At 42.9% G+C, this 18,995-nt stretch carries 16 protein-coding genes; 7 read left to right on the top strand and 9 right to left on the bottom strand.

The genetic code is table 11. The features are described 5' to 3' along the window. Positions 1-13: 13 nt before the first annotated feature. The 5 genes from F9L33_RS15160 to F9L33_RS15180 form a co-directional block, all read right to left on the bottom strand. Positions 14-199, bottom strand: a complete 186-nt coding sequence (locus tag F9L33_RS15160; protein ID WP_152143662.1) for a hypothetical protein — start codon at positions 197-199, stop codon at positions 14-16. Positions 200-436: 237 nt separating this feature from the next. Continuing rightward, positions 437-2,782, bottom strand: a complete 2,346-nt coding sequence (locus F9L33_RS15165) for a TRAP transporter large permease subunit (protein ID WP_152143663.1) — start codon at positions 2,780-2,782, stop codon at positions 437-439. 115 nt (positions 2,783-2,897) lie between these two features. Then, the gene (locus F9L33_RS15170; RefSeq protein ID WP_152143664.1) at positions 2,898-4,010 is read right to left on the bottom strand and encodes a TRAP transporter substrate-binding protein; all 1,113 of its coding nucleotides are present in this window, start codon (positions 4,008-4,010) and stop codon (positions 2,898-2,900) included. A gap of 105 nt (positions 4,011-4,115) precedes the next feature. Then, complete coding sequence (locus F9L33_RS15175) at positions 4,116-4,790, bottom strand: TerC family protein (protein WP_152143665.1); 675 nt, start codon at positions 4,788-4,790, stop codon at positions 4,116-4,118. Continuing rightward, positions 4,790-6,394, bottom strand: a complete 1,605-nt coding sequence (locus tag F9L33_RS15180; RefSeq protein ID WP_152143666.1) for a GMC family oxidoreductase — start codon at positions 6,392-6,394, stop codon at positions 4,790-4,792. Before F9L33_RS15180 ends, F9L33_RS15175 begins: the two co-directional genes overlap by 1 nt. Before the next feature lie 102 nt (positions 6,395-6,496). On the opposite strand from F9L33_RS15180, the gene F9L33_RS15185 reads away from it, so the two are divergent. Beyond that, a complete protein-coding gene (locus F9L33_RS15185; protein ID WP_152143667.1) occupies positions 6,497-7,258 on the top strand; it encodes an IclR family transcriptional regulator in 762 nt (253 codons plus the stop codon). Here the strand turns inward: F9L33_RS15185 and F9L33_RS15190 are convergent. Genes F9L33_RS15190 through hisD form a run of 3 tightly spaced genes read right to left on the bottom strand, consistent with a single transcriptional unit; the run spans position 7,255 to position 10,307 of the window. Next, on the bottom strand, positions 7,255-8,247 hold the full coding sequence (locus F9L33_RS15190) for an alcohol dehydrogenase catalytic domain-containing protein (protein WP_152143668.1): 993 nt from the start codon (positions 8,245-8,247) through the stop codon (positions 7,255-7,257). The genes F9L33_RS15185 and F9L33_RS15190 overlap by 4 nt on opposite strands. Beyond that, positions 8,244-8,999, bottom strand: coding sequence for an SDR family NAD(P)-dependent oxidoreductase (locus F9L33_RS15195; protein ID WP_193222075.1), 756 nt, complete (start codon positions 8,997-8,999; stop codon positions 8,244-8,246). The genes F9L33_RS15190 and F9L33_RS15195 overlap by 4 nt, the downstream gene beginning before the upstream one ends. Continuing rightward, a complete protein-coding gene (gene hisD, locus F9L33_RS15200) occupies positions 9,000-10,307 on the bottom strand; it encodes a histidinol dehydrogenase (protein WP_152143669.1) in 1,308 nt (435 codons plus the stop codon). A 264-nt stretch (positions 10,308-10,571) separates the two neighbouring features. Between hisD and F9L33_RS15205 the strand changes: the two genes are divergently transcribed. The 4 genes from F9L33_RS15205 (at position 10,572) to F9L33_RS15220 (ending at position 15,920) form a co-directional block, all read left to right on the top strand. After that, positions 10,572-12,323, top strand: coding sequence for a SulP family inorganic anion transporter (locus tag F9L33_RS15205; RefSeq protein WP_152143670.1), 1,752 nt, complete (start codon positions 10,572-10,574; stop codon positions 12,321-12,323). 121 nt (positions 12,324-12,444) lie between these two features. After that, positions 12,445-14,190 carry an FkbM family methyltransferase gene (locus F9L33_RS15210; RefSeq protein WP_193222076.1) on the top strand — a complete coding sequence of 582 codons (1,746 nt, stop codon included), beginning with the start codon at positions 12,445-12,447 and terminating at the stop codon, positions 14,188-14,190. Positions 14,191-14,202: 12 nt separating this feature from the next. After that, entirely contained in the window at positions 14,203-15,210 is a 1,008-nt protein-coding gene (locus F9L33_RS15215; protein WP_152143672.1) for a hypothetical protein, read from the top strand. A gap of 98 nt (positions 15,211-15,308) precedes the next feature. After that, positions 15,309-15,920 (top strand): sulfotransferase family protein, encoded by a 612-nt coding sequence (locus F9L33_RS15220; protein WP_152143673.1) that lies wholly within the window; start codon positions 15,309-15,311, stop codon positions 15,918-15,920. 49 nt (positions 15,921-15,969) lie between these two features. Here F9L33_RS15220 and F9L33_RS15225 read toward each other — a convergent pair whose 3' ends face one another. Then, entirely contained in the window at positions 15,970-16,875 is a 906-nt protein-coding gene (locus F9L33_RS15225; RefSeq protein WP_152143674.1) for a hypothetical protein, read from the bottom strand. A 342-nt stretch (positions 16,876-17,217) separates the two neighbouring features. Between F9L33_RS15225 and F9L33_RS15230 the strand changes: the two genes are divergently transcribed. Then, complete coding sequence (locus F9L33_RS15230) at positions 17,218-17,802, top strand: ANTAR domain-containing response regulator (protein WP_152143675.1); 585 nt, start codon at positions 17,218-17,220, stop codon at positions 17,800-17,802. Further along, positions 17,799-18,959: a CmpA/NrtA family ABC transporter substrate-binding protein gene (locus tag F9L33_RS15235; RefSeq protein WP_193222077.1), complete on the top strand. Its 1,161-nt coding sequence runs from the start codon at positions 17,799-17,801 to the stop codon at positions 18,957-18,959. Before F9L33_RS15230 ends, F9L33_RS15235 begins: the two co-directional genes overlap by 4 nt. Positions 18,960-18,995 lie beyond the last annotated feature (36 nt).

The raw sequence follows: 18,995 nt of genomic DNA on the forward strand, positions 1-18,995 counted from the left end.
ACAAAAAGAGATTCTAAAAAGATAAGACGGGGCCGCAGTCTGCGAAAGTGGCATCGCCATATTTTTCTAATGTATTTGCAATTACATTCATCTTGTAACCACGCGCTAGCATAGCGTGGATGGGTGATGTGCCTGCCACCATTGCTTCTACTAATGCTAACTTCATATCGTCTTCTAAATGTTCGTCTGCCTTACTCATGGCGCAAGTACATTGTGCGTAGGTCACCTCTGCGAGACGCCCTTCTTTGTCGGCTAAGTTGCATACGTCTTCGTTCGTGAGTTCTGCGTAGGCTGTAGAAGGCAAGAACATACAGCATGCAACTACGCATTTGATTTGAGTATTATTCAAATTCAGTGGCATATACTTTCAACTCCTAAACGATTTAGAGGCCGGGAATGCCGGCCTCTAATCTGTTAATAATCAAAGTGACTATGTTTAATTGCTACCGCTTAGGTATTCAGGCAGCCATAGTGCGATCTCTGGGAAGATGAAGATCAAAATTAGACCAAGCATCTGGATACACATGAATTGCATCATACCAAGATAGATATCTTTTAGATCCCACTCAGGCACAACACCTTTGAGGAAGTAGGCCGAGAGCGCTACGGGTGGACTGAGCCACGCGGTTTGCAAATTCACGGCGACGAGGATCGCGAACCAAGTCAACATATCAACTTCGTTTTCGAACCCAAGATCCAATGAAAGCACTGTTGGAACCAAGATTGGAATAATGATCAACACGATTGGCACCCACTCAAGTGGCCAACCAAGCAAGAAGATCAATGCCATAATCAAGATCAGCATCATAATTGGTGACATATCCAAAGACAGCAACAATTCTGTTAGCATTTTCGGTGTACCCAAGTTTGAGAACACAGCGCCAAAGAAGTTTGATGCAGCTACTAGGAACATGATCAATACTGATAGCTCTAGTGTTTTGATCAACGCATCATATAGACCTGCTGTTGTGAACTTCTTGTATGCAACTGACAAGATAATGGAACCTAATGCGCCACAAGCCGCAGCTTCTGCTGGTGTGGCCCAACCAGCCAAAATAGAACCAAGTGCAAATGCAATCAGTACTGTTGGTGGTACCAAGCCCATGAAGAACTCGTACCATAGGTCCGAGAAGTAGAAGCCACCTGGCTTCACTTTTCTTGTCCAATTATACACTGCATACATTATGCCGATCCATGCGATTGGGAATAGCAGCCCTGCAAAAGGGAAAATTGCTAATGCACCAGTCGAGGCTTTGATACACAGCCAGATGAAGAAGAATAATGCTGCGAACACGATTGCAACTTCAGCAGGATAGTATGGTGAAGTTTCTGGTTGCTCATCAACAGGTAGAATTGGACCTAAAGATGAATCCATCAAACAACGACCAAGTGAGTAAACCAAGTATAGTGATGCAAGCATGATACCTGGTAAGATTGCTGCGCGGAACAAGTCCGTAACAGGAACCTCAAGAACAGGGCCCATAACGATCAACATAATAGATGGTGGGATCAAGATACCCAAAGTACCACCAGCTGTAATCGTACCAGCCGCCAGACGCACGTTGTACCCAGAGCGGTTCATGGTTTTACCAGCCATAATACCAAGGATTGTAACAGACGCACCAACGATACCTGTCGCCGCAGCAAAGATTGTTGATACGAACAACACCGCCACATAAAGCGCACCGCGTGTACGGCTCATCATCAATTGTACCGCACGGAACAGACGTTCCATCAGGCCAGCTTGTTCCATCATAATACCCATGAAGGTAAACAATGGCACCGCAACCAGCTGATCATCCAACATCACAGCGTTTGTTTGCAATGTCATCAAGAAGAATGTCAGCTTACTGCTTGTTCCCCATGTACCGAATACGAATGCTAGGAAGATCAACGTAAACGAAATTGGGAAGCCTACGAAAATCGCAAACAACATTGCAGCCAACATGAACAGACCAATTGTTGGTTTTGAGAAGCTAAATGCATCGGAACCACCAAATATACCAGCAAACCAGTCATCAATTGGAGATACGTTTGGATAGTATACTGTTACAAATACAGCAGCCAGAGCAACAAAGTAGAATGGAAGAAGCTTTAAAAACTTCGATTCACGCTCTTTGCCCATTTGGTGGAATGCACGGAATAGTTCTGGGAAACCTTGTAGTAACAACAAGAATGCACCAATTGGCATAAATGCACGTGCAGGCCCAACATAAGGTGCCCATGTACTGTCACTTGCGCGTTCCCAACCAACTGTATCGAAGATGTTTCCGCCAAATGCTTTTAAGCCATATTCATATGATGACCAGAAAAAGAAAAGCATAGCAGGGAAGTAGAATGCCAAATACAAGGCTGCATCTACAGTTGCCTGCGTTTTACTGGACCAGTTTCTGTATAAGAAGTCGGCGCGAATGTGTACGCCGCGCATCAATGCATAACCAGCAGCACCCATAAAGAGAATACCACCTGACATCCGACTGATATCGTAAGCCCACAAAGTAGGGCCGAGACCCCATGAGCGTGCCAAGTCAGCCATGTCATTTGCGGATAAAACGGCAAAGGCTTTACGAGAAACAACCTCGAATACCATTGCAAAGATCAAAGGGACCAATAGGAGACAGATAATTTTACCTGCCCACATGTTTATCACGTCAATCGTACCAGTTATTGGACGTTGCCAAGACGTCATGTCCTCTGGCGTTTCACCAGGTTCCTCTGCACGTCTTTCGGCGATCAATTCATCAGTTATTTCCAGGTTCTCTGGAATTTCTTCTTCGGCCATGATCGAGCCCCTCCCTTATTTTAATCATTATATGGCAAGGCTTAAATGCCCTAGCAAATAATGATTGGTGCAGGGCAAAAATGCCCCGCACCTACATAGTGTAAGTATTTAAGTCTTAGTTACCAGCTGCAACTTGGTCAGCGAATGCTTTACCCAAAGCTGCGTTTGATGTTTGTGCACCAGCCCAGAAAGGAACTGCGATTGCAGCGAAGTCTTTTTGAGACTGCCAAACTTTAGCAAAGAATTCGTTTTCTGCTGCATTCTTCTCTAGAGCTGCGTTCGCTGCATTCATGTATGCAGGGAAGTAGTCAGCTGGAGTGTCATGCAAGATAACGCCGTGGTTCTCTGTCAAATCTTTAAGAGCTTTACCGTTTTCGTAGATACGGTAAGACATTGATTTAGACAAAGAAGCGTTTGCAGCAACTTCGATTGCTTTTTTCTGTAGATCAGTCAAGCCGTTGTAAACGTCTTTGTTGATGTACATGTCAGCGTTCACAACAACCTGGTGTAGACCTTGTAGGTAGTAGTGCTTAAGTACTTTTTGGAAACCGAACACTGAGTCAGGCTTCGGGCAGCACCATTCAGCCGCATCGATTGTGCCTTTTTCAAGAGCTGGTAGAATGTCACCACCACCCATAGCAACAGAAGCAACGCCAATGTCTTTATATGTTTGACCAGGGATGCCTGGAGGTGTGCGGAAACGGTACTTACGGAAGTCGTCCATTGAATTAATTGGCTCTTTGAACCAACCCAAAGCTTCTGGGCCAACTGGCTGAAGCATGAAGCCTTTTACGTTCATGCCCATTTCGTCCCATAGTTGGTCGTAAAGTTCTTTACCACCACCGAATTGGAACCAAGACAAGAATGCGATGTTGTCGATACCAACACCAGCACCAGCTACTGGAGAACCGAATAGCATTGCTGCTGGGTGTTTACCTGACCAGTAGTGTGTCCAAGCAAAGCCACCTTCAACCAAACCTTGGTCAACAGCGTCTAGAGTTTCTTTAACACCAACAACAGAACCTGCTGCTAGGACTTCGATTTTTACTTCGCCATTTGTCAACGCAGCAACGTCGTCAGCAAAGTTGTTTAGCATTACAACTTCGTCTGATTTCGCTGACAGCACAGACTGTACGCGAATTGTTGTTTCTGCGAATGCAGAAGCAGCAAAAGACAGGCCAACAGCCGCAGCTGCAACGCCAGTCGTTACTTTCTTAAAGTTAAACATGGTTTCCTCCCATTTGTTTTGTCTTCTTATTAATCGTTGTCCACCCATCGAAGACAATAAGGTGGTGATTACTTGGGTCAGCACCGAAGTACTGACCACAAATTCTTAATGTCCGCCGCCTTTGCTTGTTTCAAAGCCTTCGACCAATCCAAGCATTGGGCCAACCCCTGTATTGATGTCATAGAAACCGCGGTACAGCATTTCGCCAGCAACCCAGATCAGAACAATCAAACCAACCCATGAGATCCAAGGGTATTTAGCGAGCATTTTCATGATGAGTGTAGCAGCAAAGGCCATCAAAACAATAGCTAAGCCTAAACCAAACACCAACATTGTGGTGTCACCATCGGCAATACCAGCAACAGCAAGCACATTATCAAGTGACATAGTGATATCTGCGATCGTAATTGAGACCAAAGCAGAGAACATTGTGCGTTTTTGAGGACCTGTATAACCCTCTTCAGGGTCAGCAGCATCCATTAATGCGTGTTCTGCTTGGTGATCCACACCCGAACGTATTTCTTTGAACAGTGTCCAACAAACAAAGAATAGCAAAAGAGCACCAACGAATAGCAAACCTTTTACGCCCAAAAGGCTTGTTGCGATGATTGCGAAAACGATACGCAATACTGCTGCGATGACCATACCATAAAAGATTGCTTTTTTACGTTGTTCTGCGGGCAATCCAGCAGCGGCCATACCAATAACAAGTGCATTATCGCCTGACAAAATTAAGTCGGCGATGATGATTTGTCCAAATCCTATAAATGTATCCATCATTAGGCAGCATCCTCCAATACCATATCTGAAACTTTTTCACCGATCATGATTGCAGGGGCATTTGTATTACCACTTGTAATGATAGGCATGATTGAACAGTCCGCTACGCGCAAACCTTCAATTCCGTGTACTTTTAGTTTTTCATCCACAACAGACATTGGGTCATTACCCATCTTACAGGTTCCTGTTGGGTGATAGATTGTTACCGATGTATTGCGCGCCCAATTAAGTGTCGCGTCATAATCGTCCATAGCTACTTCATACCCTGGATCATACTCTTCGGTGATATGCTGTTTCAAGGGTTCGAACTGCGCAATTTTACGCGCGATTTGAATTCCTTTAACTATCGTATCTTGATCTAGCTTTGTCGCTAAGTAATTCGGGTGAATCTCGGGGTGATCTAGATAATTTGCAGACTTCAATTTCAATTCGCCAGCGCTTTCAGGGCGCATTTGTAAAACAGAAGCTGTGAATGCAGAGAATTTATGCGGGCCTTCAACAGCGTTTGTGGCACTGAAAGGTTGAATGTGGAACTGAATGTCTGGTGTTGCCAAACGTTCATCTGTTTTCAAGAACCCTGTGCCCAAGCTTGCTGCCATTGTCATCGGGCCAGTTCTATTCAACGCATATTGCAATGCAATCATGCCTTGTTTGAAATAGTTGTTTGTCTCGATGTTAATTGTAGACAGGTTTGTTTTGAAAATAGGGCGCGCTTGCAAATGGTCTTGCAAATTTTTGCCAACGCCTTTCAGGTCTTTGATCACATCAATACCTAAAGGTGCCAAATCGTCCGCTTGGCCAATACCAGAAAGCATTAAGATTTGCGGAGAACCAATTGCGCCTGCCGAAAGGATAACTTCCTTACGTGCATTAATAGTAATGTTCTTGCCTTTAGTAACGGCATCAACACCTGTTACACGACCTTCAACAATGTTCAATTTGCGAACCTGCGTATGTGTGATGATCTCGAGGTTCTGCCGGCTGCGCGCTGGTTTCAGATACGCTGCCGCAGAACTACAACGACGACCATTATTCAATGTAAGCTGGAAGTAACCAACACCTTCTTGATCGTGACCGTTGCCGTTGTAATCATCATTACGTTTATATCCTGCAGCTTCAGCTGCATCTAGCCAACGATCAACAACGTCACGCTTTAATGCTGTTGGAGAGACAGAAAGAGGTCCATCCGTACCACGTTCATCAGTGGAAGGATCACCTTTCCATGTTTCTGCGCGTTTGAAATAAGGTAGAACATCGTCCCAACCCCAGCCGGCATTGCCCATTTGGCGCCATCCATCAAAGTCTTCAGCCTGACCACGTACATATAGTAGTCCGTTAATAGAACTACAGCCGCCAAGAACTTTACCACGAGGCCATGGGATAGAACGGCCATTCAGGCCAGGATCTTCGTCAGTTTTATACTGCCAATCGGTATTCGGGTTCCCCATCGTTTTAAAATAACCAACAGGGATATGAATCCATGGGTTGGAGTCTTTTCCGCCTGCTTCAAGCAAGGCAACGCTATAGCGCCCATTTTCAGACAAACGGTTGGCAACTGCACATCCAGCTGAGCCTGCACCTACGATAACAAAGTCGAATTCCAACGAAACCCCCAGAAATATTAAAAAATGAGACTTTTAGTCTCGTTTTATGTGTGTAACAGTTCTATGATAGTGAGGAACTGATTCGCAACCCGAAGTTTTGAAATGACCGAAGAAAATCGCATACCAACCAATTTACGCACTCTATTAATCCTAGAAATTATAGGTCGTAGTGACCATGCAATGACTCCTACCGAGATCAACGAACAAATACGGTTACCTAAACAAACTGTTCACCGTTTGGTGGCTACATTAGAAAAAGAAGGCTTCTTAGCAAAAGAAGTAAGTGGCAAGAGATACAGACCAACACGTCGATTACGTTTACTTGGTGCAGGATTATTGCATGCCTCTCGTTTTCACATAATGCGCCACCAAGTTTTGCAAGAAATAGCAAGCCAAGTAAAAGAAACAGTAAACTTTGTTGTGCCCGAAGAAAGTGGAATGCATTATTTGGATCGTATTGAAACCGATTGGCCTTTTCGTGTGCAATTACCTGTAGGTTCTAATGTTCCCTTTCATTGTACCGCGAGCGGTAAAACATTTCTTGCAAGTCTTTCAAAATCTGCCCGCAAAAAATTTGTGTCAGGTTTAGCATTGGAGAAACTCACGGAAAACTCACATACAACGCATGAAGCTCTGTTGAAGGATTTAGACAAATGTTCAAAGCGTGGTTACGCTTTAGATGATGAAGAATTCATTGATGGCATGGTCGCTATTGCTGTACCAGTAAAAGACACATTAGAACGTTATGTTGCAAGCATTGCTTTTCACTGTCCTGTGCAAAGATTGTCAGTGGATAATTTGGTGTCGCGTAAGGATGTTTTGTTGGAAGGTGCAGAGAATCTTAAGGTTGCGCTATTCTCTTAAGGATTGAGTATTATCTTAGGGGCAGCAACGTTCCCTGCTAAGATATCTGTAAACGCTTGATTGCCATCTTTTAGTGCACGATTTTCCATCCAATTTAATGCGCCAAACTTCTGGGCGTAAATAGCCTGTGCGGTCTCTCTAAAGTCATCTTCAGTATAGGTGTATGTTCCAATGAACATGATTTCTTGCAATGTGAGGCGGCGAATATCCAAACCCTCTTTACTGTCACCCAAGCCTATGTGGAGAATAACGCCACCAGGCTTTGCCAACATACATGCATCCGCACGACTGCCCGAGAAACCTACGGCGTCTACGACTACGTCATAATGCGATGATACATTATGACCATTGCTAGGGTCATATGTTGCAAAGCAATTAAGATCGTTCAGAACATTGCGGCGAATTTCATTAGGTTCGGAAATAGTTATATCCGTTGCACCCTTTGCCTTTAGGCTTAGGGCTGATCCTAAACCAATTGCGCCGCCGCCAATTACCAAACACTTTGCCGTATCCAGATCTGTATGTAGAGATTCTTCACCCAAACGAATTGCATGCCAACAAACAGCTAAAGGTTCTGCCATTGCAGCATGGTCGTAAGAGATGTGATTTGGGATTTCCACTAAGTTACGGGAAGGCATCGCAACTTGTTCTGCAAAAGCTCCTTCACGTGGTTGCATAGATATAATCTGCCGGTTGGCACAAAGATTGGTCCGGCCCGTTAAACAAGCTTCGCATCTTTGGCATGTGACCAATGGGTTTACTGTGACGCGTTTGCCCTTCAAGGGTCCTTCGATAACATCACCCGCTGCTTCATGCCCTAAAATCAAAGGGGCAGGGCGGCGTTCGTCGTGGCCTAAATATGCATGCATGTCAGACCCGCAAAGACCAACGGACCTAATAACGATCAAATTATCCCCTTCGGATAAAACTGGATCAGGGACATCTTTGTATTCTAGATTTTTAACGCCAGTATAAACGAGTGCCTTCATTTCGCAGTAAACCCCCCATCAACATATAGCATCTGACCCGTTACATAATTACTGGCATCTGAGCACAGAAATAAAACAGGGCCGGTTAAATCGTCCATTGTCCCATTCCGCCCAATGCATGTTTGGTTGGCGTTTTTATCTGCAAGTTCTGAATCCCCAAAAACAGGGGCAGTTAATTCTGTTGGGAAAAACCCAGGAGCTAAAGCATTTGCTGTAATCCCGTCTTTTGACCAAGCCTCCGCCATTGCGCGAGTTAGCTGATCAACGCCACCTTTTGAGGCGCCATAAGCAATGCCATTTGCGAATGCGCGACGAGACTGTAGGGAGCCAAAGTTAATAATGCGCCCCCATCCTTTTTCTTTCATCATTGGGACCAATGATTGTGCAAGAAAAAAGGGCGCGTTTAGATTTATATCTAGCGTATTACGCCAACCTTCAAAAGTAACCGCATCAGCATGCTGACGAGTGTTTAATCCTGCAGCGTTGATCAAAACATCAACTGGACCAAAAGGCTTGCAAATATCTAATGCAAGATCAGGCAGTGTATCTATATCACTCAAATCTGCTGCGACGATTTCCGCATTCCCTACAGCTTCATCTTTCCACTGTTGTAAAGCATCTGCGCGTCTTGCAACCGCAATTACATTAGCACCTGCTTCGCATAACATTGTAGAAACAGCGCGACCGATGCCACTGCTGGCACCAGTTACACAGATTGTTTTGCCTTCTACGCTAAACAGATTTTTTTGCATTTATGCTTCCGCAGTTAGATCAAAATTCTCTTCTGGAAAATATTTGTGCAAACGAATATCAGCCGTGCGCGCATGACCTTCCATACCTTCAAGACGTGAAATACGTGCGGTTGCTTCTGCAACGCGTTTTGAACCCTCACGTGTCGAACGCTGCCATGTTACAACTTTCATGTACTTATGAACAGAGAGACCACCTGTGTATCTTGCAGAGCCAGATGTTGGTAGAACGTGATTTGTTCCAGATGATTTATCACCGTAAGCAACGGTTGTTTCTTCGCCCAAGAACAAAGAGCCGTAGCATTGCAGACGTGACAGCCACCAATCAAGATCTTCTGCTTGCACAGTCAGATGTTCTGGTGCGTAATCATCAGAGGTTGCTGCCATCTCTTCGCGATCATCACAGACGATAACTTCTGCATAATCACGCCAAGCAGCAGTAGCATTCTCACGGTTTAATTCTGGCAAAGCATCAATCAATGGTGGCACTAATTTCATAACGCGTTCAGCCAAATCATTACTGTCTGTCACTAACCAAACAGGTGAGTTGTATCCGTGTTCAGCTTGGCCAACCAAATCAGCGGCAACAATATCAGCATCTGCTGTTTTATCTGCAAGAATTAGGCTGTCCGTTGGACCTGCAATCATATCGATACCAACGCGACCAAAGAGTTGGCGTTTTGCTTCTGCAACGAATTGATTTCCTGGGCCAACAATAATGTCAGCTTGTGGCAGACCGAAAAGACCGTAAGTCATAGAAGCCACGCCTTGGACACCGCCAAGAGACAAGATTTTATCTGCGCCACATAATTTTGCTGCATAAACAATAGCTGGGTTCACACCTTTATCGCCTTGTGGTGGGGAACATGCTGTAATGTGATGAACGCCCGCAACTTTGGCAGTTGTCACTGTCATCATTGCAGATGCAACATGCGAATAACGGCCCCCTGGAACGTAACAACCAGCTGCACGTACTGGCATCATACGCTGGCCTGCGATCAGACCAGGTGTGATTTCAAATTCAACATCTGACATGCTGGCTTTTTGTGCTTCGGCAAAACGGCGGATGTTGTCGTGTGCAAATTGCATATCATCTCGTAATTTTTGTGAAACTTGCGAAATGGATTTTTCAATCGCTTCATCATCTAAAAGAGCAGGGCCAGTATAGTTGTCAAATTTTTGCGCCAATTCCATCGCAACTGCATCGCCGCCAGTTTCGATGTCTTGCAAGATCTTACGTACTGTTGCCTGTACATCAGTTGCATCTGTTTGAGATGTTTTGGTAGCTTTTTTCAGATAAATACGTGCCATACGGGATCCTTCGCGTCATAATTTTCTGCAAACTGAGGGATATTTCTGTTGGATGAAAGCGAATTATCCTTCATCCATAAACACCAAAACTAAGTTTTTGGTTTTGTGGAAAGCTGTCGTGTAAAGTGATGGCCAACATGTTTTTGATACTACTATATAGGGGATAATCAAAAGCGTGTGACAAGTTTACCCATTTCTATTTCATAAAAGAGGCATATGGGACGATCAAAACCAAAATTTTGAATCGTGAAAGGTGCATTAGTTATGCGCATTGAAACCATATTCCCTGCTTATTCTTGGATGACTAAAATGAATGGGAAAACTGTATCAGCTGATGCTTATGCAGGGTTCACGAATGCTGCGATCGTTTTACCGCAAGGTGTTGCCTTTGCTACGATTGCTGGTTTGCCACCAGAGTACGGCCTTTACACAGCTATGATTACAGCTGTGGTTGCTGCATTGTTTGGGTCTTCGATGATTATGATCTCTGGACCAACAACAGCTATCTCGGCTGTTTTATTTGCCACTCTTAATGGGATAGCTGAGCCAGGTACTGCCAAATATATTGAGCTTGCCCTTATTATGACTGTCTTAGTGGGGGTATTTCAAGTTGTAGCCGGCTTAGCACGATTAGGTGGATTGGTTTCTTTTGTATCTCATTCGGTTATGACTGCCTTTACTGCTTCTGCGGCTCTTTTAATCGGTGTCAGCCAACTTGCTGGTGCAACGGGCGTTGAAGTTGAACGCGGCGGTAATATTATAGAACGCCTTACCCGTTTGTCTGAGCATTTTGTTGATGTGAATATTTACGCAGTTACAATTTCTATGTCGACATTAGGTCTTGCAGTGTTTTGCCAAAAATATTTACCTAAACTACCTGGCTTTATGATCGCATTAGTTGCTGGGTCTGGTCTTGCATGGTATTTAGATGCTGCAGCTCATGGCGTTTCTATGGTGGGGGCCCTGCCATCAACATTACCACAGTTCACACCACCAACAGGTATTTTCAGCGAGTTATCGCAGTTGGCTCCGGGTGCAGCAGCGATTGCGTTAGTAGGGCTATTAGAAGCGATATCAATCGGACGCGCTTTCGCCATTCGTAGAAAAGAACCGTTTGATTCAAATCAAGAGATGGTAGGGCAAGGCTTGTCTAATTTATTTGGCGGTATGTTCCAGTGTTATGCTGGTTCAGGATCATTTACCCGCAGTGGCGTGAATGCAACCGCGGGCGCAATGACGCCACTTTCTGGGCTTTTTGCCAGTGCAATACTTGCATTGATGCTGTTGTTTATTGGCCCTCTTGTTGCACATATTCCAACGCCCGCTATGGCAGGTTTGATCCTATTCGTGGCATGGCGCTTAATAGACGTAAATGAAGTGAAACATATTATAACGTCTAGTCGCCCAGAAACAGTAATTCTAGTACTTACATTAGCTGCTGGTTTATTTATTGAGCTCGACTTTGCAATTTATATTGGTGTGATCTCATCTTTTTGTGTGTTTATTTATGAGAGCGCCCACCCTGAATTACCTGTGACAGCCCCAATGGTTTCCGCATCAGGCGAACGTAAGTTCCGTGATGCTAAACTACATGGCATTAGCCAATGCCCCCAGCTGGTAACATTTCGTTTGGATGGGCCGTTATACTTTGGCTCAGTGGAACATGTTGAACGCAAATTGAAAAAAATGCGTCAAGAAAATCCAAAACAGATACATATGATCTTATACTTGAAAGGTGTTGGTAAAATTGATTTGGCAGGTGCAGATTTGCTAATTGATACTATTCGTGAAGTAAAATCAAAAGGCGGCTCTTTCCGCATCGTTGCGCTATTCCCACCATTGATTAATAAATTGCGCGTACTGCATGTCATCGATGAGTTGGGAGAGGATAAATTATTCAGTTCGAAAGGCGAAGCTGTGGCAGATGCTACAAAAGACCTGAACCGGAATATTTGTAAGGTCTGCTTGAAAGATGTTTTCAAAGAATGCGATAGTATTCGCGATGAAGCCAATTAGATAATAGACGTTATCAGCGGCGGATGTTGTTATTTTTAGGCTACCCAATTCATTAGGCTTATTGTATACCCTATTCACCCATTCTGAATAATTTTGAATGGAAGTATCTAGGGTTACTTACATGTATGATTATGATGAAGTTATAGTCACAAGCGGAATAAAAACACCGTTTATTCCACATATTATTACACCAAAAATCGAAAAGCCAATGCGGAATAACCGCTATGAAAAAGGTAAACTTAAGGGCTTACAATCGGCTTTGAAGCCTGGGGATAATGTGCTTGAATTGGGTGGCGGTATTGGTTTGATTTCCACTGCTGCAGCTCAAGTTAAAGGCGTTTCAAAAGTTACAACAATTGAAGCCAATCCCAAAATTATACCAGTCATTCATGAAACTCACCGTTTAAATGATGTCCAAGGTGTTGATTTGCGGAGTGGTGTCGTATCATCAGGACCTGCTCAAGACGTTGATTTTTACATACGAAAAGATTTTTGGGCATCATCCATGGAGCCAGATTCTAGAGCGTATGAATCTGTGGAAAAATTACCAAACTTTGACATCCGCGAACTTGTAAATGAAATTAAGCCTAATGTTATTATCTGTGACATTGAGGGGGCCGAATTGGGGCTGTTCGACAAAGTCGATCTGTCCAAAGTACGTATACTAATCCTTCAGGTTCATCCGAAAGTTTACGGCCAAGAAAATCTATTAAGCATAATGAACATGCTTATGCACAAAGGCTTTTCTATTATTCCAGAAAAGAAACCATCGTCTGTTTGGCGGTTTGAACGTGCTACTCAAAACATTTCGGCACCTAGTGAACCTGAGCTGAGTACATTAGAAGTGATCAAGCCTCAGCTTGATTTTCCTAAAAAATCTTGGAACGATTCAGATCCAAAAGTTATGATTTCAACATGCATGAAAGATGAAGGGCCTTTCATATTAGAATGGATTGCTTGGCATAAATCTATCGGAATTAACAATATCGTAGTATTCAGCAACGATTGTACCGATGGTACTGATCTTATACTTGATAGGCTTCATGCAATGGGGTTAGTGCATCATATGCCAAACCCTGCTGCTGTCTATGGTCGTCCCGATTTCCAACCGATTGCATTGGCGTATACACCTCATTTTAATGAATTTAAGACGTCTGACTTTTATATTTCGATGGATGTTGATGAGTTTATTAACATTCGACATGGAACAGGTAAGATCACTGATTTACTTAAAGCAACAGGTCCTTTTGATGCTCTATCCATCAGCGAGCTGAACCATGGCAGCAATCAGAAAGAAGATTATGAACGCGGCTTTGTGACTGAATTATTTGAAAAGCATCAACGTGAACGCCCTGGAAAACCTAGATCTTTGCGTGGCGTTAAAACGCTTGTCAATTTGAATGATAAGCTACGTCAAATTCGCAATCACAGACCTGATTTACACAAAGATCGCGGTGATGTGACATGGCTTAATGGCTCTTCCCAGCCCATTGATATTTTCCACGAGCAAGATGATAAGAATGGAATGGATTGCAGAGGTGCATACGATGACGTTGTTCTGGAACACTATCCTTTGCGCTCATTAAATTCATATCTTGTTAAGATGTTTAGAGGCGATGTCGTTGTAAAAGGCAAAATGGTATCCCAACGATATTGGAGAATGCGAAATCGCCAATCAGATCACACATCTACTTTAGAGCGGCAGCAAATAGGTTTTCAGAAAGCATACGCAGATCTTATTGCTGATGAAGAATTAAGCCTCTTACATGAAGCGAGCTGTAAAGCTCATGAAGATAGAATTGCAGAACTTTTGAAAGACCCAGTTTTCCAAAAACGTAAAAAGTGGGTTTTTGCAGAATGCTGGTAGGAGTAAAATACCGTGGCTGAACTTCCAGAAATAGCAAGCCTTTGGATTGGCGGCCGATTATCTTGGCTCGAACAATTATGTTTAGTTTCATTTGCACATGCAGGGCATAAAACGACTCTATACAGCTATTCCCATATTGATAATGTTCCTGACGAAGTCGAACAGCGCTCTGCTGAAGACATTTTCCCATCCGAACCAATGCATAAACACGCTAGAACGGGCAGCCCAGCTATCCATGCGGACCTCTTTAGATTGAATCTCTTAAAGAAAACCGATCAAATATGGGTAGATGCAGATATGTACTGCCGACAACCATTCGATTTTGGCACCGATTGTGTCTTTGGCTGGGAAAAACCAGGCCTGATTTGTAATGCTGTTTTAGGTTTGCCCAGAAATTCTCCTGCTTTAGACGCGATGCTGGAATTCTTTAAAGATGAATACGCAATTGGGCCGTGGCTAAAAGAAAGCCAGCAAGCAGAATTAAAAGCAGAACGTGATGCTGGAAAACCAGTCCATATGACGGAGCAAAACTGGGGTTTTACTGGCCCAGCTGCTGTGACTTGGTTCTTAGAAGAAAGCGGAGAGGCGACCATAGCACGCCCGCAAGAAGCGTTCTATCCGATTTCTTTTAAAGATCGTAATAAGATGATTTTAACGCGCTTCAAAATTGGCCAACAATTAACGGACGAAACTTATGGTGTTCATTTTTGGGCCCGCCGCATGAAACCACGATTAGAAGAGAAGCATAATGGTGTGCCAAGAGGTGGAAGTTATTTAGATGGGTTAATTGGCAAACATAAAATAGACCCAAGCGCAGCACCGATTCCAACAAGAGTGAAACCGGTGAATGAAATTGCAAACGACCCAGTACTGTGCGCAAAAATAGCCCTCGAAGGGTTAAAAGGTGAGCAGTCTATTGATGCTTTGTCTCGTAAATATCTAGTAGAAAAGCAGTTTATCAAAACATGTATAAGTACACTTACTGATAAAGCGCCCGAATTGTTCAAAACAAATAGCTAATATTGGCAAGACCTATGAATAAATGGACCCATCAGGTTCTCATTATATTATACATGGCTGAGTGCAGTGAATAGCCACAGATTATAAGGAAATGTATTATGCCAGCCGAAACCAAACCCCACATTATTTTAATTGGCTTTCCAAAGTCAGGCACATCAACAATCCACAACGCATTGATAAAGTCAGGCATAACTGCTGCACATTGGATGGTAGATGATAAGCCTGTTGGTAAATTAATTTACGATGGATGGTTTGAGACGGGCGATCCTTTCCACCATTTTTCAGGGATAGAGGCAATAACCCAGCTCGACTTCTGCAATCATCCAATTAAAGGGGCGCCATTGCTGAGCTTATGGCCAAATCTAGATATATCTTTATTGATAGCCATTAGAAAAATGTATCCAAAATGTAAATTCATACTAAATTACCGTTTACCAGCTAAGACTGCCAACAGCATTTCAAGATGGCACAATCTTCAAGACAGAATAACTAAATCAGATTGCCCAGGGCTACCAATTGGCCGAGGCACTTCTGATGAAATAGAACGATGGATAACATCTCATGTAGAGGCCATTAAATATGTATTTAATGGCGATAAGTATTTTCTCAACCTAGATATAACATCTGATAATGCACGTGCCGAATTAGAGGGCTTTTTGGGCCGAGAAATAGTTTGGTGGGGTGTGGCTAATAAGAATAAGAGAAGATAATTATACATACTCAAGACTGTCGAAATGAGATTAGCCTTACTGTTTCACATTAACCGTTAACTTCATTTGCTGAAATAGGTTCAATTATTTCTGTATTGTCGATACGCTTAATATAGTACCAGTCATCTTCATAGCTATGGGTTAGTGTATCTGCTTGCTCTGCTGGCCAATAAGAAATCGTTTCTTCATGATTTAGGTTGGGGAATTGTCTTAAAAATGTCTTCCTTACTTTTAATAAGCTTTCTTGATCTAAATCAGGATACTCTTTTGTATATTTTGTGAATAATTGGGCACCTTGAAAACTTAGCCCAGTCCCTTGTGAGACAGGTGGGTCAATTAAGTCTTGGTGATTTGGTAGGCCTGTAAAAGCTCCTATGACATCGCGCCATATATATGGATAATCTTCATAGCGCCATATTGTAGTGCCAATTGCATTATTTTTGCCCTGTATGCGATGAATGAATTTTGACCAACGAAAGTCATTTAAATCATGCCCTGATAAAAATGCTTCGAATACATTGAAATTACCACTAAGAATAGATTCCGCATAGGCGACTTCCGTCAAGCTAGTGGGGTTTCGTGTTTCGGCGTATAAGCGAACAGTATGACCTTCAAAAAGCTTTTTAAGGTCTCTGTAATAAGTTCCCACTCTAGGGGCATAAAACGTCTTTCCAAATGGCCTATTTTTTGCCCCAATCATTCTAGAGTCAACTATCAGAAGGGTTTTTGTTTCTGGCTTTATACTTAAAGGGCCACGTAAGCGCTGCTGTATATCTTCTATATCATCACCAGCTTTCATTGATGAAATTGCCTCTGATATACGTTTCAGAGTCCGGCGGGTCGCTGGAGAATAAGAAATTTTTTCAGAGTGCATATAGTCACTATTCGCAGCTAGTGTAGAAGAAAAATGTTCCAAATTAGTACGATGCCCACCGACATAAACTTTTACTTCCATTGAAAGGTATCTTTCCTTGCTCGTACAGCTGTTATCTTAATAAACAATTGCTTATAAATTATATGTGCTAATATATATATTCAAGAGTGTTTACATGGAAAACTCATATCTATCATATTAACATAAGAAATATTATGCGTTTAAATGTGTCGCCAGAATTAAAAATGAATTTTGTAAAATGCATACAGAATACCCCTCAAATATTAGCTTATAAAATAATCAAAAGATGAAATTCAGCACATTTTAAAGGCAAGTAATTCTATAAAGATCAAATTAAACACTCACGCTATTATTAATTTATTGCAAAGCGTTAATTAGATAGCATCTTATCATGGTTACGTTTTGACAGAAACTCTACATATCGTTGTTATTGACCCCAATAAAGACCGCGCATTTCTTATTGTGGACGGCTTACAAGAGTATTCTGGTTATAAAGTTACAGTCGTTGGCGAAACGCATGGCTTGGCTCGAAAGCTGTTATCATTAAAACCAGACATTATTCTGATTGATCTAGAAGATCCTTCGCGTGATAGTTTTGAACAGATTGTCAGTGCTCTTAATGCGGCCAAACAACCCGTTGCAATGTTTGTTGATCATAGTGATCAAAGCATGATGCGCGCTGCTATTGAAGCAGGTATAAGTGCATATGTTGTCGATGGAATGCGAAAAGATCGCATTAAACCCGTACTGGAGACTGCGATCGCTCGGTTTCATTCCTTTCAACGAGTAAAAAAGGAATTAGAGACAACGAAAGCTGCACTTGCAGAGCGCAAACATGTTGACCGCGCGAAAGGCATGTTAATGAAAGCGCGCAACCTTACCGAAGAAGAAGCCTATTCTTTATTACGCAAAACTGCGATGGACCAAGGCCGTCGTGTTTCAGAAGTCGCTGAAGGACTGCTTACAGCAGCAAAGTTATTATTGTGAGCAAAGCTATAAACATCGGTTTTGTACCTTTAACAGATGCAGCACCCTTAATCTTAGCTGTTGAAATGGGTTTTGCAGAAGAAGAGGGTTTAAGTATAAATTTAGTCCGCGAACACAATTGGTCATCTGTAAGGGATAAATTGTCTTTTGGAGTTCTAGACGGCGCTCATATTTTATTGCCAATGGCTCTTGCGATGTCTTTGGGCCTAGCACCCGCCCCTAATAAAATTGATATCCCGATTATTTTAAACATGAATGGTAACTCTTTTGTTGCTGGGAATAAGCTTACTAAAAAAATTAAAGCTGTTGGTGGTGTATTTGGAAAAACAAAGGATATTGGCGAAGCTCTAATTACTTTGACGCAAGAAAGCCCTATTCGTGTCGCAGTACCCTTTTTACAAAGTATGCATGTCACAATGCTGCGCCATCTTATATCTCAATTAGGGCACACGCCTGAAACGGTCTTTGATTTTCATGTCTGCGCTCCATCCTCAATTGAAATGGCTTTGAATACAGGCAATGTAGATGCCTTTATGGTTGGCGCACCTTGGGCCACAAATGCTATCGATAATGGTAGTGGGCATCTTATGCTAACGTCAAATTCGATCTGGCAAGGTGCGCCAGAAAAAGCGTTTGGCATACGGCGCCAGTGGCTGGACGAGCATCGAAATGAAGCCGAACAAATGGTGCGTGTCTTGTACAGGGCTGCCAATTGGGTTTCGAACCCATCGAATGCTTCTGTTGCAAGTGAAATTTTATCAAATCCTAAATACTTAGACTTAGATACAAATCACATTGAAAGCAATCTGCGTGGTGACATACTAGTAAAGAGCAATGGCATGACCATAAATGAACCCCTTGCTTTACAATTTGATGCAAAACGCATTGGGTTCCCGTGGAAAAGCACCGCAGCTTGGATCGCAGAGCAAAACGCACCTTATTGGGGTGTGAGTATAGAAGATGCACGAACTATTGCACGTGAAGCTTGCCGTACAGACATTTACCGTTCTGCTTTAGAATCAGTCAAAGCACCGCTCCCTTCTGCAAATGAAAAAGTAGAGGGCAGCCTAAAGGCACGAACTTCGGTTTCAGGGTTCCACGAACCAATATTCGGCCCAGATGCCTTTTTTGATGGCATTACATTTGACGTTGCCTAAATTACGCGCACAAAAAATACGTCATAGGAATTGACC

The organism is Amylibacter sp. SFDW26 (assembly GCF_009184395.1).
Classification (GTDB): Bacteria; Pseudomonadota; Alphaproteobacteria; order Rhodobacterales; family Rhodobacteraceae; genus Amylibacter.